The sequence below is a fragment of the Nakamurella sp. PAMC28650 genome (genome assembly GCF_014303395.1).
GTDB lineage: Bacteria > Actinomycetota > Actinomycetes > Mycobacteriales > Nakamurellaceae > Nakamurella.
This window is the reverse complement of sequence record NZ_CP060298.1, coordinates 3,719,028-3,736,873: the sequence shown is the minus strand read 5'-3', so window position 1 is coordinate 3,736,873 and position 17,846 is coordinate 3,719,028. Positions and strand designations below refer to the sequence as shown.

The following is a 17,846-nucleotide window of genomic DNA, read 5'->3' as shown; positions in this document are numbered from 1 at the left end:
TCGTCAGGCCGGGACGCCCATGCAGTCCCGCAGCCGGATCAGGCCGTCACGCATCCGCGTCTTGATGGTCGGGAGGGCGGTGCCGAGCATCTCGCCGACCTCCCGCTGGGTGTGCCCGCCGAAGTAGGCCAGGGTGATCGACTCCCGTTGCAGGGGGGTCAGGGTCTCCAGGCATCCACGTACCTCGGACGCATCGGAGTGCTGGACCACCGACTCGGCCACCGTATCGACCTCGCGGTCGAAGTTCTCGACCGTCGACTTCAGGTCGCGGGCCCGCGACGCCTGCGAATGCCGGACCCGATCGACCGAGCGCCCGTGGGTGATCGTCATGATCCACGAGGTGGCGGTACCGCGCGTGCGGTCGAATCGTGAAGCACGCTGCCAGATCTCCAGGAAGATCTCCTGGGCGACCTCCTCGGCCTGGCTGGGATCGCGCAGGATCCGGTTCGCCAATCCGAAGACCCGGGGGGAGAAGCGCTCGTACAGGGCGGCGAAGGCGGGCTGATCTCCGCCACTGACCCGTTGGAGCAACGATTCAGGCGTCATCTCCTCGGCCGAACCTTCCACGAAGGAGGGACCGACAACCCGCAGCGCAGCACCCGTCTGTGCGGATTGTGGCGAAATCATAGACCCATCCTGTCTCAAATTCGCGCGCTGTGTCCAACGCGCCACTCAAAGTCATCAGACCGTGACCGAGTTGTCCACTCCTGGTGAGCAGACGAGGCGAGCCGCCCACCTGATGGGGGGCGAACCACCCGAACGGGCGATGATCATCTGGTGATACTGCGCAGCCGCCAGCCGAGCGCTAGCTCACCGGCACCGCGGACCAGGAACGCGATACCGGCCACCAGCGCGACGGTGACGATGGCCACCCCAGGGTGCACCAGCAGCACCACCGCCGCAACGATCGACACGACGCCGAGGATGCCGAACCACACCCGATGGGCCGGCGAGGCCGCCGCGACCAGCAGGTCGCCCACACCGGTCAGCAGGAACCACAACGAGCAACCGAGCACGATCGCCCAGACTCCCGCTCCGGGATGGAAGATGCAGATCAGCCCGGCCAGGACGGCGACCCCGCCGACCACCCAGGTGGCCGCCGGGCTACCCCCGGCACGACGCACGACCGAGCCGATACCGATGGCCACCAGACCGGCCATCAGGAGCATCAGGCCGAAGATCAGGGCCAGGACCAGGACGGTGACACCCGGCCAGGCCAGCGCGATGAGACCGGCCACGACGTCGATCCCGCCCAGCACCAGCAGGTGGCCGCTGCTGTAGGCGCGGTTCAACCGCCGCGCGCCGCCCAACGGGTTGGACGCCAGCGGGTTGGTGCCGAAGGAACTCGACATGGCAGAGCCTCTCTGTGGGTGGCACCGATGCTCCGGGTGGCCGCCGGTCGGCTGCGTCCGGCCTGCCTCTACGGAACGCCCGGAACCGCCTTCCGGTTCCGGAACTAGCGCCGAGAGTCGCCGGGCTTGGGCCCACGCCGCCGCAGGTAGCGCTCGAACTCGGCCGCGATGGACTCGCCGGAGGCGGGCTTGAGCGGCTCGTCCTCCTCGTCGCGCTCCTCCAGGGCCTTGATGTACTCGGAGATCTCCTCGTCCTCGGCGGCGATCTGGGTGACCTCGATCTCCCATTCGTCCGCCTGCTCGGGCAGACCACCGAGGGGCACCTCGATGTCGAGGATCTCCTCCACCCGGTGCAGCAGCGCCAGGGTGGCCTTGGGGGACGGTGCCTGCGAGACGTAGTGGGGGACCGACGCCCAGAACGACAGGGAAGGGATCCCCACCTGGACGCAGGCGTTCTGGAAGACCCCGGAGATGCCCGTCGGCCCCTCGTACCGGGAGTTGGTGAGGCCGAGGCGCTCGGCCGTCGGCTCGTCGTGGGCCGACCCGGTCACCTGGACCGGCCGGGTGTGGGGAACGTCGGCCAGCAGCGCCCCGAGGGTGATGACGGTGCTCACCTCGTAGGCCAACGCGATGTCGAGAAGCTCCTGGCAGAAAGCCTTCCACCGGAAGTTCGGCTCGATCCCGTGCACCAGGATGACGTCGTGCGGGGAGGCGGGGAGGCGACATACGGACAAACTCGTCGTCGGCCAGTCGATCGTCCTGGTGACTCCCTCGATCAGCCGCACGGTCGGACGACTGACCTGGAAGTCGTAGAAACCCTCCGGGTCCAGTTCCGCCAGGGGAGAGGCATCCCAGGCCAGACCGAGTTGCTCGACTGCGGACGTCGCAGCGTCCCCCGCGTCGTTCCATCCCTCGAAGGCGGCGATCATCACCGGGGTTCGCAGCGCCCCGGTTCGGGCATCATCTGAAGCTTCACTCACGCCGCTCACCCTACGTCGAGCGGATCCGGTGCCGGGGTGGGCGGCGCGGGGCACCTCTCGCACCCGCTCCGGGTCGCCATGGGCCCCGTTACGCTGGAGAGGTCGCCGACCCCCGCACCGCACCGGATCAACCGAGGAGTTCCCATCGAATCCCGTTCCGTCGACGTCGAGATCGAGGATCTGTCCGTGACGACCACCGCCCGGATGCAGGCGGTGCTGTTCGACATGGACGGCACGCTGACCGATTCCGAACGACTCTGGACCATCGCGCTCGACCAGGTCGCCGACGAGTACGGCGGGCGGCTGAGCCTGCCGACCAGGGAGAAGATGGTCGGCCAGGACATGTGGGCCACCATCGATCTGCTGCATCGCGAGCTCGGCGTCGACGTCGCTCCGGCCACGACGGCGAAGATGCTCACCGACCGCACGGTGGAGATCTTCCGCCACGGGCTGCCTTTCAAGGACGGCGCACGCGAGCTGCTGGAGTCCGTCCGGGCGGCCGGTCTCCGCACCGCGCTCGTTACCGCCACCTACCGGGATCTGGTCGAGATCGCGCTGGACACGCTGGGGCACAACACCTTCGACGTCGTCGTGTGCGGCGACGAGGTGTCCGCCAACAAGCCGGATCCGGCGCCGTACCTGCAGGCCCTCGACCTGTTGGGCCTTTCCGCCGACTCCTGTCTGGTCGTCGAGGATTCCCCGACCGGCTCGCGCTCGGCCGCCACCGCGGGCATCGGCGTTCTCGTCGTCGCGTCGGAGATGCCGGTGCCCGCCGCTCCCGGTCTGCTGTTCGCAGACACGCTGGTCGGGGTCGACGTCGCCCGCCTGGGCGAGATCCACTCGGCCCTGCTGGCCTCCAGGGCCCTGTCCGACTGATCAGCCGCCGGCGCGCCGGGCTCCACCACCGCCCCCTGCTCCGCCGAAGCCGCCGGCGCCGGTGTTGGCGTTGCCGCCGAGCCCGGCCAGTCCGGCCCGGCTGGTGGCGCTGGTGGTCGTTGCGATGGCCTGGTCGAGATCGGCGATCACGACGACCTGACCGGCGGTCAGACCAGAGGTGATCTGGGTCAGATCGGTGCCCACCGCCCCCTCCTGGACGACGACGGTCCTGGTCTGCCCGGCGTCCAGCACCGTCACCGTGTGTTGGGCGCCGCTCGTATGCACCGCTGAGGTCGGCACCGTCAGCACGTTGCTGACCTTGCTCAGGGTGATGGCCACCGAGGCCCCGGACCCCTGGTAGAGCGTCTGGGGGTTCTTGTCCAGCAGGACCGTGACCGGGTAGGTGGTGCTGCCCGCACTGGCGGAACTGCTCAGCACACCGATCATCGTGACCGTGCCGGTCAGCGGGGTGGTGATGCCGTTGACCATCACGACCGCCTTGTCTCCGACCTTCAGCTGGTCGATCAGCGAGAGGCCGACCGTGGTGGTGACCTCGTACTGGCCCGGCCCGAGGATGGTGATGATGCTGCTCGTCGAATCGGCTTTCACCGCATCGCCCCGGCTGATGGCGACGGCGGCGACGACTCCGGTGATCGGGCTGGTCAGGACGGCTCCCGTCAGACTCTGCCTGGCCACCGCGATGTTGGCCTGATCCAGATCGATCTGGGCCTGGTCCGCTGCGATGTCGGCGGCCGTGGCGATTCTCGGGGTGACGTTGCTACCGCCGGGACCGCCCCCGCTCGCGCCGGTACCGCCGTTCGCACTGGTGTTGCCGGACCCGGTGCCGGTGCCGGTGCCGGTGCTGCCGGTGCTGCCGGTGCTGCCGGTGCTGCCGGTGCCGGCCGATCGGGGGGTGCCCGAGGATCCGGTGGATGCGGCGGTGGACTGGGTGCCGGAGCTTCCCGTTCCGGTCTTGCTGCCGCTGCCCGAGGTAGCCGACCTGGCGGTTCCGCCGGTCGTGGCCCCGGTGCCGGCGCTGCCCTTGCTGCCGGTCGTCGTGCGCGTACCGGTGTTGCCACTGGTGCCGGTGCTACCCGCGTTGCCGGTTCTGACCCCGGTGCCGGTGCGACCGCCGGTGGTACCCGAACCACCGGATCCGGAAATGCTGCCGGCCTGCGCGCTCAAGGTCTTCTGCAGGGCACTCTGAGCACTCTGCAGGGCCAGTTGTGCTGCCTGGACCTGGGTTTGGCTCGTCAGTACGGCGCTGATCAGAGCGTCGCACCGACTCAGGAGATCACTGGGCGCCGTGCCCTGGCCCGACGAGGAAGAGCGCGTTGACGAGGGCGCCGACGACGGTGCCGACGACGGTGCTGAACCAGATGACGTTGCTGAACCAGAAGAGGGCGGACCACCGGGTCTCGTCCGGTAGTCGGCGGTGGCCTCGGCGATCGCCACCGACGCGGCGTTCGCGGCCACGATGGCGTTTCCATGTCCGGACACCACGTCGTCCAGCGCCGCCCGGACCGACGGTGTGATCACCACATAGACCGCCCCCGTTCCATTGCTCGCCCTGACCGGGGGTCCGCTCACCGTGGTCGAGGCGCCCGGGGTGCTGCTCGACGGGGTGCTGCTCGACGGGGTGCTGCTCGACGGGGTGCTGCTCGACGTGGTACTGGTCGCCGGGGTGCTGCTCGACGTGGTGCTGCTCGACGTGGTGCTGCTCGACGTGGTGCTGCTCGACGTGGTGCTGCTCGACGTGGTGCTGGTCGATGTGGTACCGCTCGACGGGGTGGTGTCGGTCGTCGAACCGCCGACCGTGGCTGTCTCGGTCACCGTCGTGCCCGCCACGGTCACCGTCGTCGCAGCCGCCACCGTGGTGGTGACCGTCGGCAACGTCATCGTGCTCAGCTGGGTGCAGGCCGACGGATTCGCCTGCCCTGTGGCCGTTTCCGCGGCGATCAGCGCCCTTTCCGAGCTCTTGTCCCGGTTACCGGTCTGGCCGGCCCAGTAGGGTTCGCAGGCCGCGCTGTCGACCTGCGCCGATTTGGGTCCCTTCGAAGGGGTTGTGCCACGTCCAGGGGACCCAATCGGCGAGCCGTCGAGCAGTGAATCGACGCAGGACTGCAGGCTCACCACTTTGTTCTGCTCGGCGGCCAGACCGGAACCGCCGGCGCCGGTCCCCCCCGTGCCTGTCGTGCCCGTCCTGCTCGAGGCCGTCGGAGTGGCAGAAGCCGCGGTGGTAGGAGCACCGGACGCAGTGCGGGAGCCCGTCACGGCCGCAGCTCCGGAACCCGTCGGCGCACCCGAGCTGCCGGAACCGGAACTGCCCGAGCCAGAGCCGCCCGAGCCAGAGCCGCCCGAACCCGACGAACCGGAACCGCCGGACGCCACCGCGCTGCTGGTCGGCGCGGCTGTGGTGGTCGCTGGTGTGGTGGTCGCTGCTGTCGTGGTCGTCACGGCCTGGCTCTGCAGATCGGAGGCCAACGTCTGCTGGTCGGTGGCCAGGGTCTGGTTGACGCCCGCCACCGCGGATTCGAGGTCGGTGGTATCCAAAGCGGCGATCTGCTGCCCGGCGGTGACCGTCTGGCCGACCTTGACCCCGACGGCAGACACGGTGCCTGCCACCGGGAACGACGCGGTGGCCTTCTGCACGTAGGCCACGGTTCCGGCGGAGGTGGTGATCTGGTCGACGGATCCGGCCCCGGCCGTCGCGGTGCGGTACGAGGAACCCTTGCCCCCGGTGTTGGCGAAGGCGATACCGCCGCCGATGGCGGCCACCGCAGCAATGGCCACCAGGGCGACGACGGTCCGACGGCGCTGCTTCCGTCGCTTCCGCACCCGAGCCGCGGGACTGATCAGGTCAGCCACTGGTGGTCACCGCCGCGCCGTTCGAGCCCCGACCGGTACGACCGCCGAAGCCGCCGGCACCGAAGCCGCTCGTACATCCGGTAGCGCTGGCCGGACTGAGGGCGATGGACTTCGCCGCGACCGCGCCGGTGCTGTCGGCGCTCCCCACGGCGACAGCGCAGAGAACGATCTTCAGCGCGGTGGATCTGGCCGCGGCCGTCTCGGTGTAGGCGGTGCTGGAGTCGACCGTCACCGTCACCTCGCTGGTGGCTTTCGTGGTCCGATTGGTCTGCTGGACCACGATCGTCGATCCGCTGACCGAGGTCACCTTGCCGGAGGCCCGCTCACCGATGCCCGCGAAGTTGCCGCGGCCCGTTCCGGCCCCGCCGACTCCCGGTGCTCCTGAGGGGACGGCACCTCCGTTGGCCGCCCCGCCGCCCCCGGCTCTGCCGCCGTTCGCTCCGGCCTGTCCGCCCGGCCTGGTGCCGGTACCGCCGGAGAACCCGCCCCCGAACCCTGCGTTGCACACCCCCGCGACCGGCAGCGAGATGAGCACGGTGGCTGCCGTCAACGCGGTGACGGCCGGGCGGGAGCTGGGGGTCGTCTGGGCCGCCCCGGCGGCCGGCGCGGTGGCGCTCGCCGGGGTGGCGGCAGCGGTCACGCAGGATCCCACCTTGACGTCGCCGAGGGTCTTCTTCGAGGTCTCGGTGAAGGTCGTGGACGAGGTGTACCTGACCGTTGTCTGGGCGGTCGTGCTCTGGACCTGCATGGTTCCCGCGGACAGCGCGGCGATCGATCCATAGGCCGCCGGCCGGATTCCGCCGGCCGCGCCGCCGCCTCCGCCGGAGGTCCCACCGCCCGTGGCCCCGCCTGCTGCTCCGTTCGGGGCAGCGGCCTGGGTGGACGGTGCCGGGCTTGCGTCCCCGGAGGAGCTGCTGCAGGCCACCAGGGTTCCGGCCAGCGCGAGGGCGGCAGCTCCCAGCACGAGCGACCTGGACCAGGTGCGGGGCGGGCGGGGAGCACTGGTCCGGGTGGAGGTGTTCGTCATGACGGGGTCCTTCGATTCGGTGACGGCCGGCCCGGTGAGCCGGGGAGTGGCGCAGGAGTGGGGAGGTGAGGATGGGCCGGGAGATCTACCGGGGGTTCGGTCGATGCGTGAGTTCACGGTCTACTCGCTGCGCAGCGCATCGATCGGGGCGAGCCTGGCCGCGCGCGCCGCGGGGTAGACACCGAAGATCACGCCGATGGCGACCGCGATCGCGATGGACCCGCCGACGGCCAACGGGGAGACCACCAACACCGTGGAGATGAAGTGCGGGAGCACTTTCGCCCCGGCGATGCCCAGCGCGGCGCCGAGCAGCCCACCGGCCAGACCGAGGATGGTGGCCTCGACGAGGAACTGCCGTCGGATCGCCCCGGGTGGGGCGCCGAGCGCCTTGCGGAGGCCGATCTCCCGCGTGCGCTCGCTCACCGACACCAGCATGATGTTCATGACGCCGATACCGCCCACCAGGAGCGAGAGCGCCGCGATCCCGGTGAGCAGGACGGTCAGGGTCTTGCTCACCGAAGTGGCGGTGCTCAGCAACGCCTCCTGGCTGCTGATGGTGAAGTCGGCCGAGCTGGACGCACTGATGTTGTGCAGCTGCAGCAGTAGCGAGGTGGCCTCCTGGTCGGCCGCGGACAGCTGCCCCGCCGAGGCCGCCTGGATGTAGATGGTCGACACACTGTTCTTGCTGGTCCCGCCGACCAGCCGGTTGGCCTCGGTGGAGATTGGCACGATCGCCTGGTCGTCCAGATTCGTGGTCGAGTCAGAGCCGGCCGTGGCCAGCACGCCGACGACGGTGAACTCGATGCCGTTCGCGGTGAAGGTCTGGCCGACGGCATCGGTGCTGCCGTACAGCTGGGTGGCGGTGGAGGATCCGATGACCGCGACGGGGGCCTGATCGGCGTTGTCGGCCGCGGTGATGAACCGTCCGCCGGCAAGGGTGCGCGACCGGACCGTGAGCCAGGACTCGCTGGTCCCCACCACCGAAGTGGTCCAGTTGGTCGAGCCGTTGGTCAGGGACAACGAGGTAGTCTTGACCCCGGCCACGGCGCCGATGTCCGGAGCCGCCACCTTCGAGGCCAGGGCTGCGGCGTCGGCGGTGGTCAGGGTGGACGCCGACCCGAAGCCGCCGCGGATCCCCGCGGTGGAGGTGGTGCTGCCCGGCGAGACGATCAGCAGATTGCTGCCGAGGGCGCTGATCTGCGCGCCGACCTGCTGCTGACTTCCCAGGCCGAGCCCCGCGGTGAGGATCACCGCGGCGATGCCGATCAGGATGCCCAGCATGGTCAGGCCGGATCGCAGACGGTGGGAAACGATGGAAGCCCAACCGGTACGCAGGGTTTCGAGGAGATTCACGTTCCAGCACCGGCTTGGTGCGCACCCGGGCGGGCTCCGACCGGAACCAGGTCCCGACCGACGTCCGGGTGGGCGGAGTCGGAGGTGATCCTTCCGTCGCGGACCCGGACGATTCGTCTGGCCCGCTCGGCGACCTCGAGCTCGTGGGTGATCAGGACGATGGTGCGACCCTGATCGTGCAGCTCGTCGAACAGACCCAGCGCGTCCTCGGTGGCCGTCGAGTCCAGGTTGCCGGTCGGTTCGTCGGCCAGGATCAGAGCCGGGTCGCCCACCAGGGCCCGCGCGACCGCCACTCGTTGCTGCTGCCCGCCGGAGAGCTCGCCGGGCTTGTGGTCGACCCGATCGTCGAGCCCGACCCGCCGCAGGGCCTCGATCGCCTTGGCCCTGCGCGCGCCCTTCGACAGGCCCGCGTAGATCATCGGCAACTCGACGTTCTTCCACGCCGTCAGCGACGGCAACAAGTGGAACTGCTGGAAGACGAAGCCGATCCGCCGATTGCGGATCTGCGCCAGATCGACCTCGTCCAGTTCGCTGACGTCTTCGCCGGCCAGGTGATAGGCGCCCTCGGACAGCACGTCGAGACAGCCGATGATGTGCATCAGGGTCGACTTGCCGGAGCCGGAGGGACCCATGATGGCGACGTACTCGCCCTCGTCGATCCGCAGGGTGACGCCGTCCAGTGCACGCACCGATAGCGCTCCGGTCGCGTAGATCTTGGCCACGCCGTGCAGGTCGATCACCGGCACTGAGTCAGTCGGATCGCCGACGCCGACACCGCGCGGGGCGGAAGTGGGAGCGGCATGCATCCGCAGCAGTGCATCGGTCGGAGGTGCCGACCCGGCGGGCTCCGACGGATCGGGAGCCAGTATGTCCAGGCCGGAATTGCGGGGTGAGCCCCAGGTCTGCGGATCGGCTGCCGCGACCCGATCAGTCGATGAGGTTTGCCGGCGGCTCATCTCAGCCACCGTTTCCGGCGAAACCACCGGCGCCGGCGCCGCCGCCACCACCGCCGGCGCCGCCGCCACCGCCGCCGCCGCCGCCGCCGCCGCCACCCCCGCCCGTGAAGCCGCCGCCTGCGCCGCCGGTGAAGCCGCCGCCCGTTCCGGTGCCGCCCCCGAAGCCGCCGTATCCGCCCGTTCCGGTCCGACCCGTGCCACCGGCGCCGGTTCCGGTTCCGGTCCTGGCGACGGTGGTGATGGTCTCCAGCACCTCGTCGCCCTCGGCCAGTCCGGTGAGCACCTGGGTCACGCCGTTGCCGACCGCGCCGGTGGTGATGGTAGTGGACACCTGCTTGCCGTTGACGTTCTGGTAGACCACCTTTCCGGTGGCCGTCGTGTGGATCGCGGCGGTCGGAATCGTCAGCACGTTGGTGAGCTGCTTGTAGATCAGGCTGACGGTCGCCGCCGTGCCGTCGTGCAGACCGGTCGGACTACCGGTGATCGAGACCACCACCGGGTAGCTGGCCGTACTGCCGGAGCTGGTCGAGATCAAACCGACCGAGGCGACGGTCCCGAAGACCGGGGTCGTCGAGCTACCCACGGTGAGCTGGGCCTGGATGCCCGGTTTGATCAGGTCGATCGAGCCGTCGTCGACGGTGACGTCGGCGTTCCAGCCGGTGGTCGAGACGATCAGGAACGGCGTGGTGCCCGCCGTCGAGGTGCTGGAGGAACCGGACGAACCCGAACCTCCGGCTGCGTTACCGCCGGCACCGGTGCCGCCGGACGACCCGCCGGTCGAGCTCGAGCCGGAGCTCGAGCCGGAGCTCGAGCCGGAGGAGCTCGACGCCGACGTGGTTCCGGACACCGAATCCCCGACCGCGACACCGACGGTGGCCACCAACCCGGCGATCGGGGAGACGAGGGTCGCTGCGGACAGTGCGGCTCTCGCGGTGGTGACGCCCGCCTCGGCGGTGCTGACCTGTCCCTGGTCCGCGGTGACCTGCGCCTGATCGGCCAGCAGATCGGCCTTGGCGGTGGCCACCCCGTTCTTCGCCGTGGTCAGGCCGTTCGTCGCTGCGGTCAGGCCGGTGGCCGCGGTCGCCTCCTCGGTACTGCTGCCATCGCCGGCCGCGGTGGTGACGGCGGTCCGGGCGGTGGTCAGCGCGGTCTGGGCGGTGGTCAGTGCCGTCTGTGCGGTGGTGACCGAGGTGGTCGCCGAGGTGACGGTCGCCTGCGCCGCAGTCACTTTCGCCCTCGCCGAGGCCAGCGCCGCATTGGCCGAGGCGAGCGCCGCCTTCAGGCTGACCGTGTCGATGGTGGCCAGCACCTGGCCCTTCCTCACCGTCTGGCCCGCAACGACCCTGACCGCCGTCACCCGGCCCGATGCGCCGAACGAAACCGCATCCTGCACGGCCGGTGTCACCGTTCCGGACGCCGAGACGGTCGACTGGATGGTGCTGACGCTCGCGGCCACCGTCCTGGTCACCGAGGTGGCAGCCGCCGGCGTGCTGGTGCTGCTGCGGTGGAAGTACCACCAGGCTCCGCCACCACCACCCACCAGGACGACCACCAGGACGGCGGTGACCCACGGTCGGGTTCGCACTCTCAGCCACATCGCAGCCATTCGTCACCTTCGTGCTCAGCGACCGGCTTCTCCCTGCCCAGGCGGGCATCCGGCTCCCTGAAGCTAGGCGCGATGTCTGGCCCGGACCGTTGGATCCGCTGAGCGCCACCTGTGACCAGCTGTGGCTGCGCTGTGGATCAGTGGGCGGCGTCTCCGATCACGACGGCGGTCCGGCCGGGTACCTGCGCCTGTTCACCGTCCAGCACGGAGCCGGCGGAGGTCTCCAGCAGTACCGGCCCGCGCCCGCCGGGAAGAGGCAGCAGGTGTGGTTCCGCGTCGAAGTTGATCAGTACCCGGACGCCACCGCGGACGATCGTCAGCCAACGCTCGTCGTCGTCATGCAGGGTGCGCACGTGATCCAGCCGCGGGTCGGTGAGCTCGGGGCGTTCCCGGCGAAGCTCGGCGAGCCGGCGGTAGAGGTCGAGAACCGCTGCATGCTCACCCTCGGTGGTCTCGGCCCAGTCGAGCTTGGAGTTCAGAAAGGTGCTCTCCTGCTGCGGGTCAGGGACCAGGTCGGGATCCCAGCCCATCTTCGCGAACTCGGCGATGCGGCCTTCGGCGGTGGCCTTGCCCAGATCCGGTTCCGGGTGCGACGTGAAGAACTGCCAGGGGGTGGACGCCGCCCATTCCTCACCCATGAACAGCATCGGGGTGAACGGGCTGGTGAACAGCAGCACGGCCGCGAGAGACAGACCCGCCTGGTCGAGCTGCGCCGTCAGCCGGTCGCCGATGGCACGGTTGCCGATCTGGTCGTGGTCCTGCGTGAACACCACGAACCGGGACCCAGGGGTGAGTCGCAGGTCGACTGCGCGGCCGTGATTGCGTCCCCGGAAACTCGAGTACGTCCCGTTGTGGAAGAACGCCGAGGTGAGTACCTTCGCGATCGCCCCGATGGAGCCGAAATCGGCGTAGTAGCCGGCCGTTTCACCGGTCAGCGCGACGTGCACGACGTGGTGGAAATCATCGCTCCACTGCGCCGTCATGCCGTAGCCGCCCGATTCCCGGCCGGTGATCATCCGGGGATCGTTCAGGTCGGACTCGGCGATCAGGGTCAGCGGCCGCCGGACGTGGGCCGACAGCACGTCGACCTCGGCCGAGAGCTCCGACAGGAGATGTTCGGCCCGGTGATCCATCAGGGCGTGGACGGCGTCGAGTCGCAAACCGTCCACGTGGTAGTCACGCAGCCACATCAGTGCGTTGTCGATGATGAAGCGACGCACGGTGTCCGAGTCCGGTCCGTCGAGATTGACCGACGATCCCCAGGTGTTGGCGTGTGCGTCGTGCAGGTAGGGACCGAATTCCGGGAGGTAGTTGCCGCTGGGGCCGAGGTGGTTGTAGACGACGTCCTGGATGACGGCAAGTCCGCGCTGGTGACATGCGTCGACGAACCGCTGGTACGCAGCCGGCCCGCCGTAGGGCTCGTGGACGGTGTACCAGAGGACGCCGTCGTAGCCCCAGTTGTGGATGCCGTTGAACCCGTTGACCGGCAACAGCTCGACGAACTCGACTCCGATGGCCACGAGGTGGTCGAGCTTGCCGATCGCCGCATCGAGCGTGCCCTCCGGGGTGAAGGTCCCGATGTGCATCTCGTAGATCAGGCCGCCGGACAACGGCCGGCCCGTCCAGCCGGCATCCTGCCACCGGTGTTCGGTGTGGTCGAAGATGGCCGAGAGCTCGTGCACCCCATCGGGTTGACGAAGCGAGCGCGGATCCGGCAGCACCTGGTCGGAGCCGTCGAGGCGGAATCCGTACCGGACGGGGCCGTCGGTACGGACCGTGGCGTGCCACCAGCCGTGCTCGCCCGGGTCCATCGCGATCTCGACGGCGTCCGTCCCGGAGGTTCCCACCACCACTACCACCGACTTGGACTGCGGCGCCCACACTTGGAATTCCCTGCTCATGTCAGTCCTCCCGGACCAGTAGTGCCACCGGATAGTCGGTCAGCAGATCGGCGACTCGCACTCCACCCGAGATCGTCGTGGTGGACCCGGTGTCCAGGCCATCACGCCAGGAGCCGGGCGGGAGGGTCAGCCACGTGTCGTGCCATCCACCTCCGGCGGCCAACCCGACCGGGAGTCGGGTGCCGACGGCGATGGCACCGCCACGGTCGAACGCGACCAGATGGTCGGCCGCGACTCCCGTCGCGATCAGAGGCGCATAGCCGGCGAGCAACTCCGGTCGGTCCCGGCGCAATCGCAGCGCCCGCGAGGTGACCAGAAGCTTCACCGCGCCCGTGCCGTCCACGACCGGACGCCATCCGGCGTCCAGTCGCTGCAGCAACGCGTCGGCGATCGAATGATCGACACGACGCCGGTTGTCCGGGTCGACCAGCGAGTTCTCCCAGAGCTCGGTGCCCTGGTAGACGTCCGGCACCCCCGGTCCGAGGATCTGCAACAGCTTGGCCGAGAGCGAGTTCGACCAACCGGCGGCAGTGAGTCGCTGCACGGTGGCGGTGATCGAATCGTGGAGTCGTCGATCGTCGAACGCCGCATCCACCAGGGCGTGCATCGACGCCTCGAAGTCGGTCGCGGGGTCGATCCAGCGGGTGGAGTTCCCAGCCTCGCGAGAAGCCTTCTCGGCGTAAGCATGCAGCCGCTCGCGATCGGACGGCCAGGCGCCGACGATGGCCTGCCACAGCAGGTTGGCCAGCGGTCCGTCTGACAGCGGCGCGTACCGGTTCCACTGGTGGACGGCCTCGGCCCATTCCTCCGGGATCTCGGCGATGGCGGCGATCCTGGCCCTGACGTCCTCGCCCCGCTTGGTGTCGTGGGTCGAGAGCGTCGTCATGGTGTGCGGCGTGGACGCCGCGCGGAGGGCCTGGATCTCGTGGAACCGGGTGGGGGAGAGGGCGAATTCGGTCGGCTCGGCCCCGACCTCGGTCAGGCTGGTGAGCCGTGACCAGCGGTAGAACGCGCAATCCTCGACGCCCTTGGCCATCACCATGCCGGACGTCTGCTGGAACCGCCGGGAGAACTCGTGCTGCCGATCTCGCAGCGCTTCCCCGACCTCGGCGATGACGTGGGCCAACCGGGGTCGCCGGGCGGTGGCGGTCGCCAGCGCGGCCTCGAGGTCTCCGTATCCGTCCGGGAGGTATGTCCGATAGACGGCGAAGCTGGAGAGCAGTTCGGCGATCGCGTCGTCGGCGCCGGCGATGTGCGGTACCAGCCGCGCGAGCCGCAGGACCTCCGCCCGCAGGATTCCGTCGGCGACGGCCCTTTTGGTGCCGCCGGTCATCCGTTCCCAGTCGACGAACGAACCGCCCCGAAGGTCCGCGTCCAGATCGTCTAGGACCGCCTCTGCGGACGGGTCGACGAACAGCCGGTCCAGGACCGCCAGAGCGTCATACCCGGTGGTGCCATGGCATTCCCAGTCCGCAGGCAACCGCTCGTCACCCTCCAGGATCTTCTCCACGAGAACATATCTCTCACCGAGCAGAGCCCGCAGATCCCGCAGGTACCCGGCCGGGTCCGCCAATCCGTCGGGATGGTCGACGCGCAGGCCATCCACCCAGCCGTGGTCGAACCACGCCTTGATCTCCGCATGGGAGGCGGCGAAGACCGCCGGAAGTTCCACCCGGATCCCGGCCAGGGTGCTGACGGCGAAGAAACGCCGGTAGTTCAGCTCCGCATCGGCCCTCCGGTAGTTGACCAGTTCGTAGTGCTGCCGGTCGTGCACCTGCCTGGGCGTCCCGGCACCGGTGCCGGTGGCCAACGGGAAGTGGTGGTCGTAGTAGTGCAGCTCGTCGCCGACCACCTGCAGCGCATCGAGTTCGGTGTCTCCGTCACCGAGAATCGGTACCCTGACGCGACCATGGCCGAAGTCCCAGTCGATGTCGAAGGCGCCGGCGAATTCCGAGTCACGGCCGTTGGACAGCACGTCCCACCACCAGAGCGAATGCTTCGGCGTGGCGACGCCGACATGGTTGGGCACGATGTCGGCCAGTACCCCGAGGCCCGCCCCGTGCGCGGCGTCGGCGAACTCCGCCAGGCCGGCGCGGCCGCCACGCGCGGTGTCCGTCCGGCCGTGATCGACGACGTCGTAACCGTGGTCCGAGCCCGGCTCGGACTCGAGAATCGGTGACAGGTAGGCCCAGTCGACGCCGAGGCGAACCAGATAGGGAACGAGCGTTGCCGCCCGGTGCAGATCGCTGGTCGGGGTGATCTGCAGTCGATAGGTCGACTTCGGCACCCTGGGGGTGATCATGGATTCTCCGATTCTCCGTCGGCGGCGCGCCGTGGTGCGGGTTTGGTGCTGGGACGTCTGGGTGCGGGAGCCCGGCGACGTCTCGGCTTGGGTGCAGGCTTGGGTGTCGCTGCCAATTCCGGCTGGGCCTCCGCTGCGGGGGGGGCCGGCGGCGGCGCCGGGGTCTCGTCCGTGGCCTCCGGTGGAACGGCCTGCGCCTCCGGATGCACGACCGTCAATTCGACCGGCGCGTTCTCCAGGGCCGCCGCGGTCGGCACCGGCACCGGCGGGACCGCCGGAACTGCGGCCGCCGGGGCCACCAGGACGGGCGGCAGAGCGCTGGCGTCGAGGGCCTGGAGGACCACCAAACCCTTGCCCGGCACCGGAATGACCTCACCGGCCCTGGTCACCTCGGCGGAGGCGGGCATGCCGGCGGTGTCCACGACGCAGGTCCAGGCCGGGGCGTACTCCTCGGTGGGCACGGTGAAGTCCAGGGTCTCGTCGTGTGCGTTGAACAACATCAGGAACGAGTCGTCGACGACCCGGCCACCGCGGCGGTCCATCCCGCGGATGCCGTTGCCGTTCAGGAACACCCCGATGGAACGGCCGAATCCGGAATCCCAGTCCTCCGGGGTCATCCCGGAGCCACTCGGGTTGATCCACACGATGTCGGGCAGGGGCTCGCCCTCGCCCCGGGTGACCGGGCGGCCGTCGAAGAACCGGCGGCGGCGGAAGGTCGGGTGCTGCTTGCGCAGCCGGGACAGCGCCGCGGTGAACTCGATCAGAGAGAGGTCGGCCTTCTCCCAGTCGACCCAGGCGAGCTCGGAGTCCTGGCAGTAGACGTTGTTGTTGCCCTGCTGCGTCCGGCCGAGTTCGTCGCCGTGAGCGATCATCGGAACGCCCTGGGAGAGCAGGAGTGTGGCAAGGAAATTGCGTCGCTGGCGGTTCCGCAGTTCCAACACCTTCGGGTTCTCCGACGGTCCCTCCTCACCGCAGTTCCACGACCGGTTGTGCGACTCGCCGTCGTTGTTGTCCTCGCCGTTGGCCTGGTTGTGCTTCTCGTTGTAGGAGACCAGGTCGTCGAGCGTGAAGCCGTCGTGTGCGATGACGAAGTTGATCGAGGCCACCGGCCGACGGCCAGACGTCTCGTACAGATCGGCCGAACCGGTGAGCCGCGAGGCGAACTCCCCGAGAGTGGCCGGCTCGCCACGCCAGAAATCCCGGACGGTGTCACGGTATTTTCCGTTCCACTCCGTCCACTGGGGTGGGAAATTGCCCACCTGATATCCGCCAGGCCCGAGGTCCCACGGCTCGGCGATCAATTTCACCTGCGAGACGATCGGGTCCTGCTGGACGAGTTCGAAGAAGGTGGACAACCGGTCGACGTCGTAGAATTCCCGGGCCAGGGTGGCGGCGAGATCGAATCGGAATCCGTCCACGTGCATTTCGGTGACCCAGTAGCGCAGTGAGTCCATGATGAGCTGCAGGGAGTGCGGATGCCTGACGTTGAAGGAGTTCCCGGTGCCGGTGTAGTCCATGTAGTACTGCTCGTTGTCGTCGACCAGCCGGTAGTAGGCAGCATTGTCGATTCCCCGGAACGAAATCGTCGGACCGAAGTGATTGCCCTCGGCCGTGTGGTTGTATACGACGTCGAGGATGACCTCGATCCCGGCTCCGTGCATCGCCTTGACCATTGCCTTGAATTCCTGCACCTGCTGCCCACGGTCACCGAAAGCTGAATAGGCATTGTGCGGTGCGAAGAATCCGATCGAGTTGTAGCCCCAGTAGTTGGACAGCCCCTTGTCGATCAACGTGCTGTCCTGGACGAACTGGTGGACCGGCATCAGTTCGATCGCCGTCGCGCCGACCCTGGTGAGGTGATCGATGATCGCCGGATGGGCGAGCCCGGCGTAGGTGCCCCGCTGATTCTCCGGAATTTCCGGATGCCGTTGGGTGAGACCTTTGACATGGGCCTCGTAGATGACGCTCTCGTTGTAGGGAATGCGCAGGATCCGGTCCCCGGTCCAGTCGAAGAACGGGTTGATGACGACGGCGCGCATGGTGTGCGCAGCAGAATCGTCGTCGTTCTTCGAGTCGGGGAAACCGAGATCGTAGGAGAAGACGGACGGATCACTGTCGACCTGGCCGGTGACCGACTTCGCGTAGGGGTCCAGGAGCAGCTTGTTCGGGTTGCAGCGGAAGCCCTTGGCCGGATCGTACGGACCGTGCACCCGGTAGCCGTAGCTCTGACCCGGCTGGACCTCCGGCAGATAGCAGTGCCAGACGTAGGCGTCCACCTCGGGCATCCGGATCCTGGTCTCGGTGCCGTCGTCCTCGATCAGGCAGAGCTCGACCTTCTCCGCCACCTCGCTGAAGACCGCGAAGTTGGTTCCCATTCCGTCGAAGGTGGCACCCAGGGGGTAGGCGGTTCCGGGCCAGATCTCCATTGCACTCCTTGACTGGAGCACCGACGAGTCGATGCGTACGCGGCAGGTCAACACACTAACCATCAGCTGCACTGCCGGACGGCTTACATCAGAAGAGGGTGACCAATCGACCGGCGTCCGAAACGTGCTGCGGACGACCGGGCCGGACGGTCGGGTGCCGCCCCGCGAATCGGTGCCGCCGCACTTGGTCCGTCGACCG

General features: G+C 68.9%; 13 protein-coding genes and 1 pseudogene. 2 read left to right on the top strand and 12 right to left on the bottom strand.

Annotation, left to right across the window (positions count from 1 at the left end; genetic code table 11):
- Positions 1–3: 3 nt before the first annotated feature.
- From sigK to H7F38_RS16850, 3 genes are all read right to left on the bottom strand, one after another.
- Complete coding sequence (gene sigK, locus H7F38_RS16860; RefSeq protein WP_255498031.1) at positions 4–546, bottom strand: ECF RNA polymerase sigma factor SigK; 543 nt, start codon at positions 544–546, stop codon at positions 4–6.
- A gap of 224 nt (positions 547–770) precedes the next feature.
- On the bottom strand, positions 771–1,352 hold the full coding sequence (locus H7F38_RS16855) for an HdeD family acid-resistance protein (RefSeq protein ID WP_187090916.1): 582 nt from the start codon (positions 1,350–1,352) through the stop codon (positions 771–773).
- A gap of 104 nt (positions 1,353–1,456) precedes the next feature.
- Positions 1,457–2,281 carry a PAC2 family protein gene (locus H7F38_RS16850; RefSeq protein ID WP_187094778.1) on the bottom strand — a complete coding sequence of 275 codons (825 nt, stop codon included), beginning with the start codon at positions 2,279–2,281 and terminating at the stop codon, positions 1,457–1,459.
- Between the two features lie 237 nt (positions 2,282–2,518).
- Here H7F38_RS16850 and H7F38_RS16845 point away from each other — a divergent pair, with 237 nt between their 5' ends.
- Positions 2,519–3,208 (top strand): HAD family phosphatase, encoded by a 690-nt coding sequence (locus tag H7F38_RS16845; protein WP_222618132.1) that lies wholly within the window; start codon positions 2,519–2,521, stop codon positions 3,206–3,208.
- On the opposite strand, the gene H7F38_RS26290 is transcribed toward H7F38_RS16845, so the two are convergent.
- Positions 3,209–4,747, bottom strand: a complete 1,539-nt coding sequence (locus H7F38_RS26290) for an efflux RND transporter periplasmic adaptor subunit (RefSeq protein ID WP_305080135.1) — start codon at positions 4,745–4,747, stop codon at positions 3,209–3,211.
- A 52-nt stretch (positions 4,748–4,799) separates the two neighbouring features.
- Here H7F38_RS26290 and H7F38_RS26090 point away from each other — a divergent pair, with 52 nt between their 5' ends.
- Complete coding sequence (locus H7F38_RS26090) at positions 4,800–5,219, top strand: hypothetical protein (protein ID WP_255498029.1); 420 nt, start codon at positions 4,800–4,802, stop codon at positions 5,217–5,219.
- A 551-nt stretch (positions 5,220–5,770) separates the two neighbouring features.
- On the opposite strand, the pseudogene H7F38_RS26705 reads toward H7F38_RS26090, so the two are convergent.
- From H7F38_RS26705 to glgX, 8 genes and pseudogenes are all read right to left on the bottom strand, one after another.
- Positions 5,771–5,821, bottom strand: a pseudogene (locus H7F38_RS26705) (hypothetical protein); the annotation flags it as partial.
- A 247-nt stretch (positions 5,822–6,068) separates the two neighbouring features.
- Complete coding sequence (locus H7F38_RS16835) at positions 6,069–7,103, bottom strand: DUF5666 domain-containing protein (RefSeq protein WP_187090914.1); 1,035 nt, start codon at positions 7,101–7,103, stop codon at positions 6,069–6,071.
- Positions 7,104–7,223: 120 nt separating this feature from the next.
- Entirely contained in the window at positions 7,224–8,456 is a 1,233-nt protein-coding gene (locus H7F38_RS16830; RefSeq protein WP_187090913.1) for an ABC transporter permease, read from the bottom strand.
- Positions 8,453–9,268 carry an ABC transporter ATP-binding protein gene (locus H7F38_RS16825; RefSeq protein ID WP_370531383.1) on the bottom strand — a complete coding sequence of 272 codons (816 nt, stop codon included), beginning with the start codon at positions 9,266–9,268 and terminating at the stop codon, positions 8,453–8,455. The genes H7F38_RS16830 and H7F38_RS16825 overlap by 4 nt, the downstream gene beginning before the upstream one ends.
- A gap of 145 nt (positions 9,269–9,413) precedes the next feature.
- The gene (locus H7F38_RS16820) at positions 9,414–11,018 is read right to left on the bottom strand and encodes an efflux RND transporter periplasmic adaptor subunit (protein WP_187090911.1); all 1,605 of its coding nucleotides are present in this window, start codon (positions 11,016–11,018) and stop codon (positions 9,414–9,416) included.
- A 137-nt stretch (positions 11,019–11,155) separates the two neighbouring features.
- Entirely contained in the window at positions 11,156–12,919 is a 1,764-nt protein-coding gene (gene treZ, locus H7F38_RS16815; protein ID WP_187090910.1) for a malto-oligosyltrehalose trehalohydrolase, read from the bottom strand.
- A gap of 1 nt (position 12,920) precedes the next feature.
- Positions 12,921–15,221, bottom strand: a complete 2,301-nt coding sequence (gene treY, locus H7F38_RS16810; protein ID WP_187090909.1) for a malto-oligosyltrehalose synthase — start codon at positions 15,219–15,221, stop codon at positions 12,921–12,923.
- Complete coding sequence (glgX, locus tag H7F38_RS16805; RefSeq protein WP_187090908.1) at positions 15,218–17,647, bottom strand: glycogen debranching protein GlgX; 2,430 nt, start codon at positions 17,645–17,647, stop codon at positions 15,218–15,220. The genes treY and glgX overlap by 4 nt, the downstream gene beginning before the upstream one ends.
- Positions 17,648–17,846: the final 199 nt, after the last annotated feature.

Coding starts and splice junctions, on each gene's coding strand:
- H7F38_RS16855 (WP_187090916.1), bottom strand. CDS start 1,352: ATGTCGAGTTCCTTCGGCACCAACCCGCTGGCGTCCAACCCGTTGGGC.
- H7F38_RS16835 (WP_187090914.1), bottom strand. CDS start 7,103: ATGACGAACACCTCCACCCGGACCAGTGCTCCCCGCCCGCCCCGCACC.
- treZ (WP_187090910.1), bottom strand. CDS start 12,919: ATGAGCAGGGAATTCCAAGTGTGGGCGCCGCAGTCCAAGTCGGTGGTA.
- H7F38_RS16850 (WP_187094778.1), bottom strand. CDS start 2,281: ATGATCGCCGCCTTCGAGGGATGGAACGACGCGGGGGACGCTGCGACG.
- treY (WP_187090909.1), bottom strand. CDS start 15,221: ATGATCACCCCCAGGGTGCCGAAGTCGACCTATCGACTGCAGATCACC.
- H7F38_RS16820 (WP_187090911.1), bottom strand. CDS start 11,018: ATGGCTGCGATGTGGCTGAGAGTGCGAACCCGACCGTGGGTCACCGCC.
- glgX (WP_187090908.1), bottom strand. CDS start 17,647: ATGGAGATCTGGCCCGGAACCGCCTACCCCCTGGGTGCCACCTTCGAC.
- sigK (WP_255498031.1), bottom strand. CDS start 546: ATGACGCCTGAATCGTTGCTCCAACGGGTCAGTGGCGGAGATCAGCCC.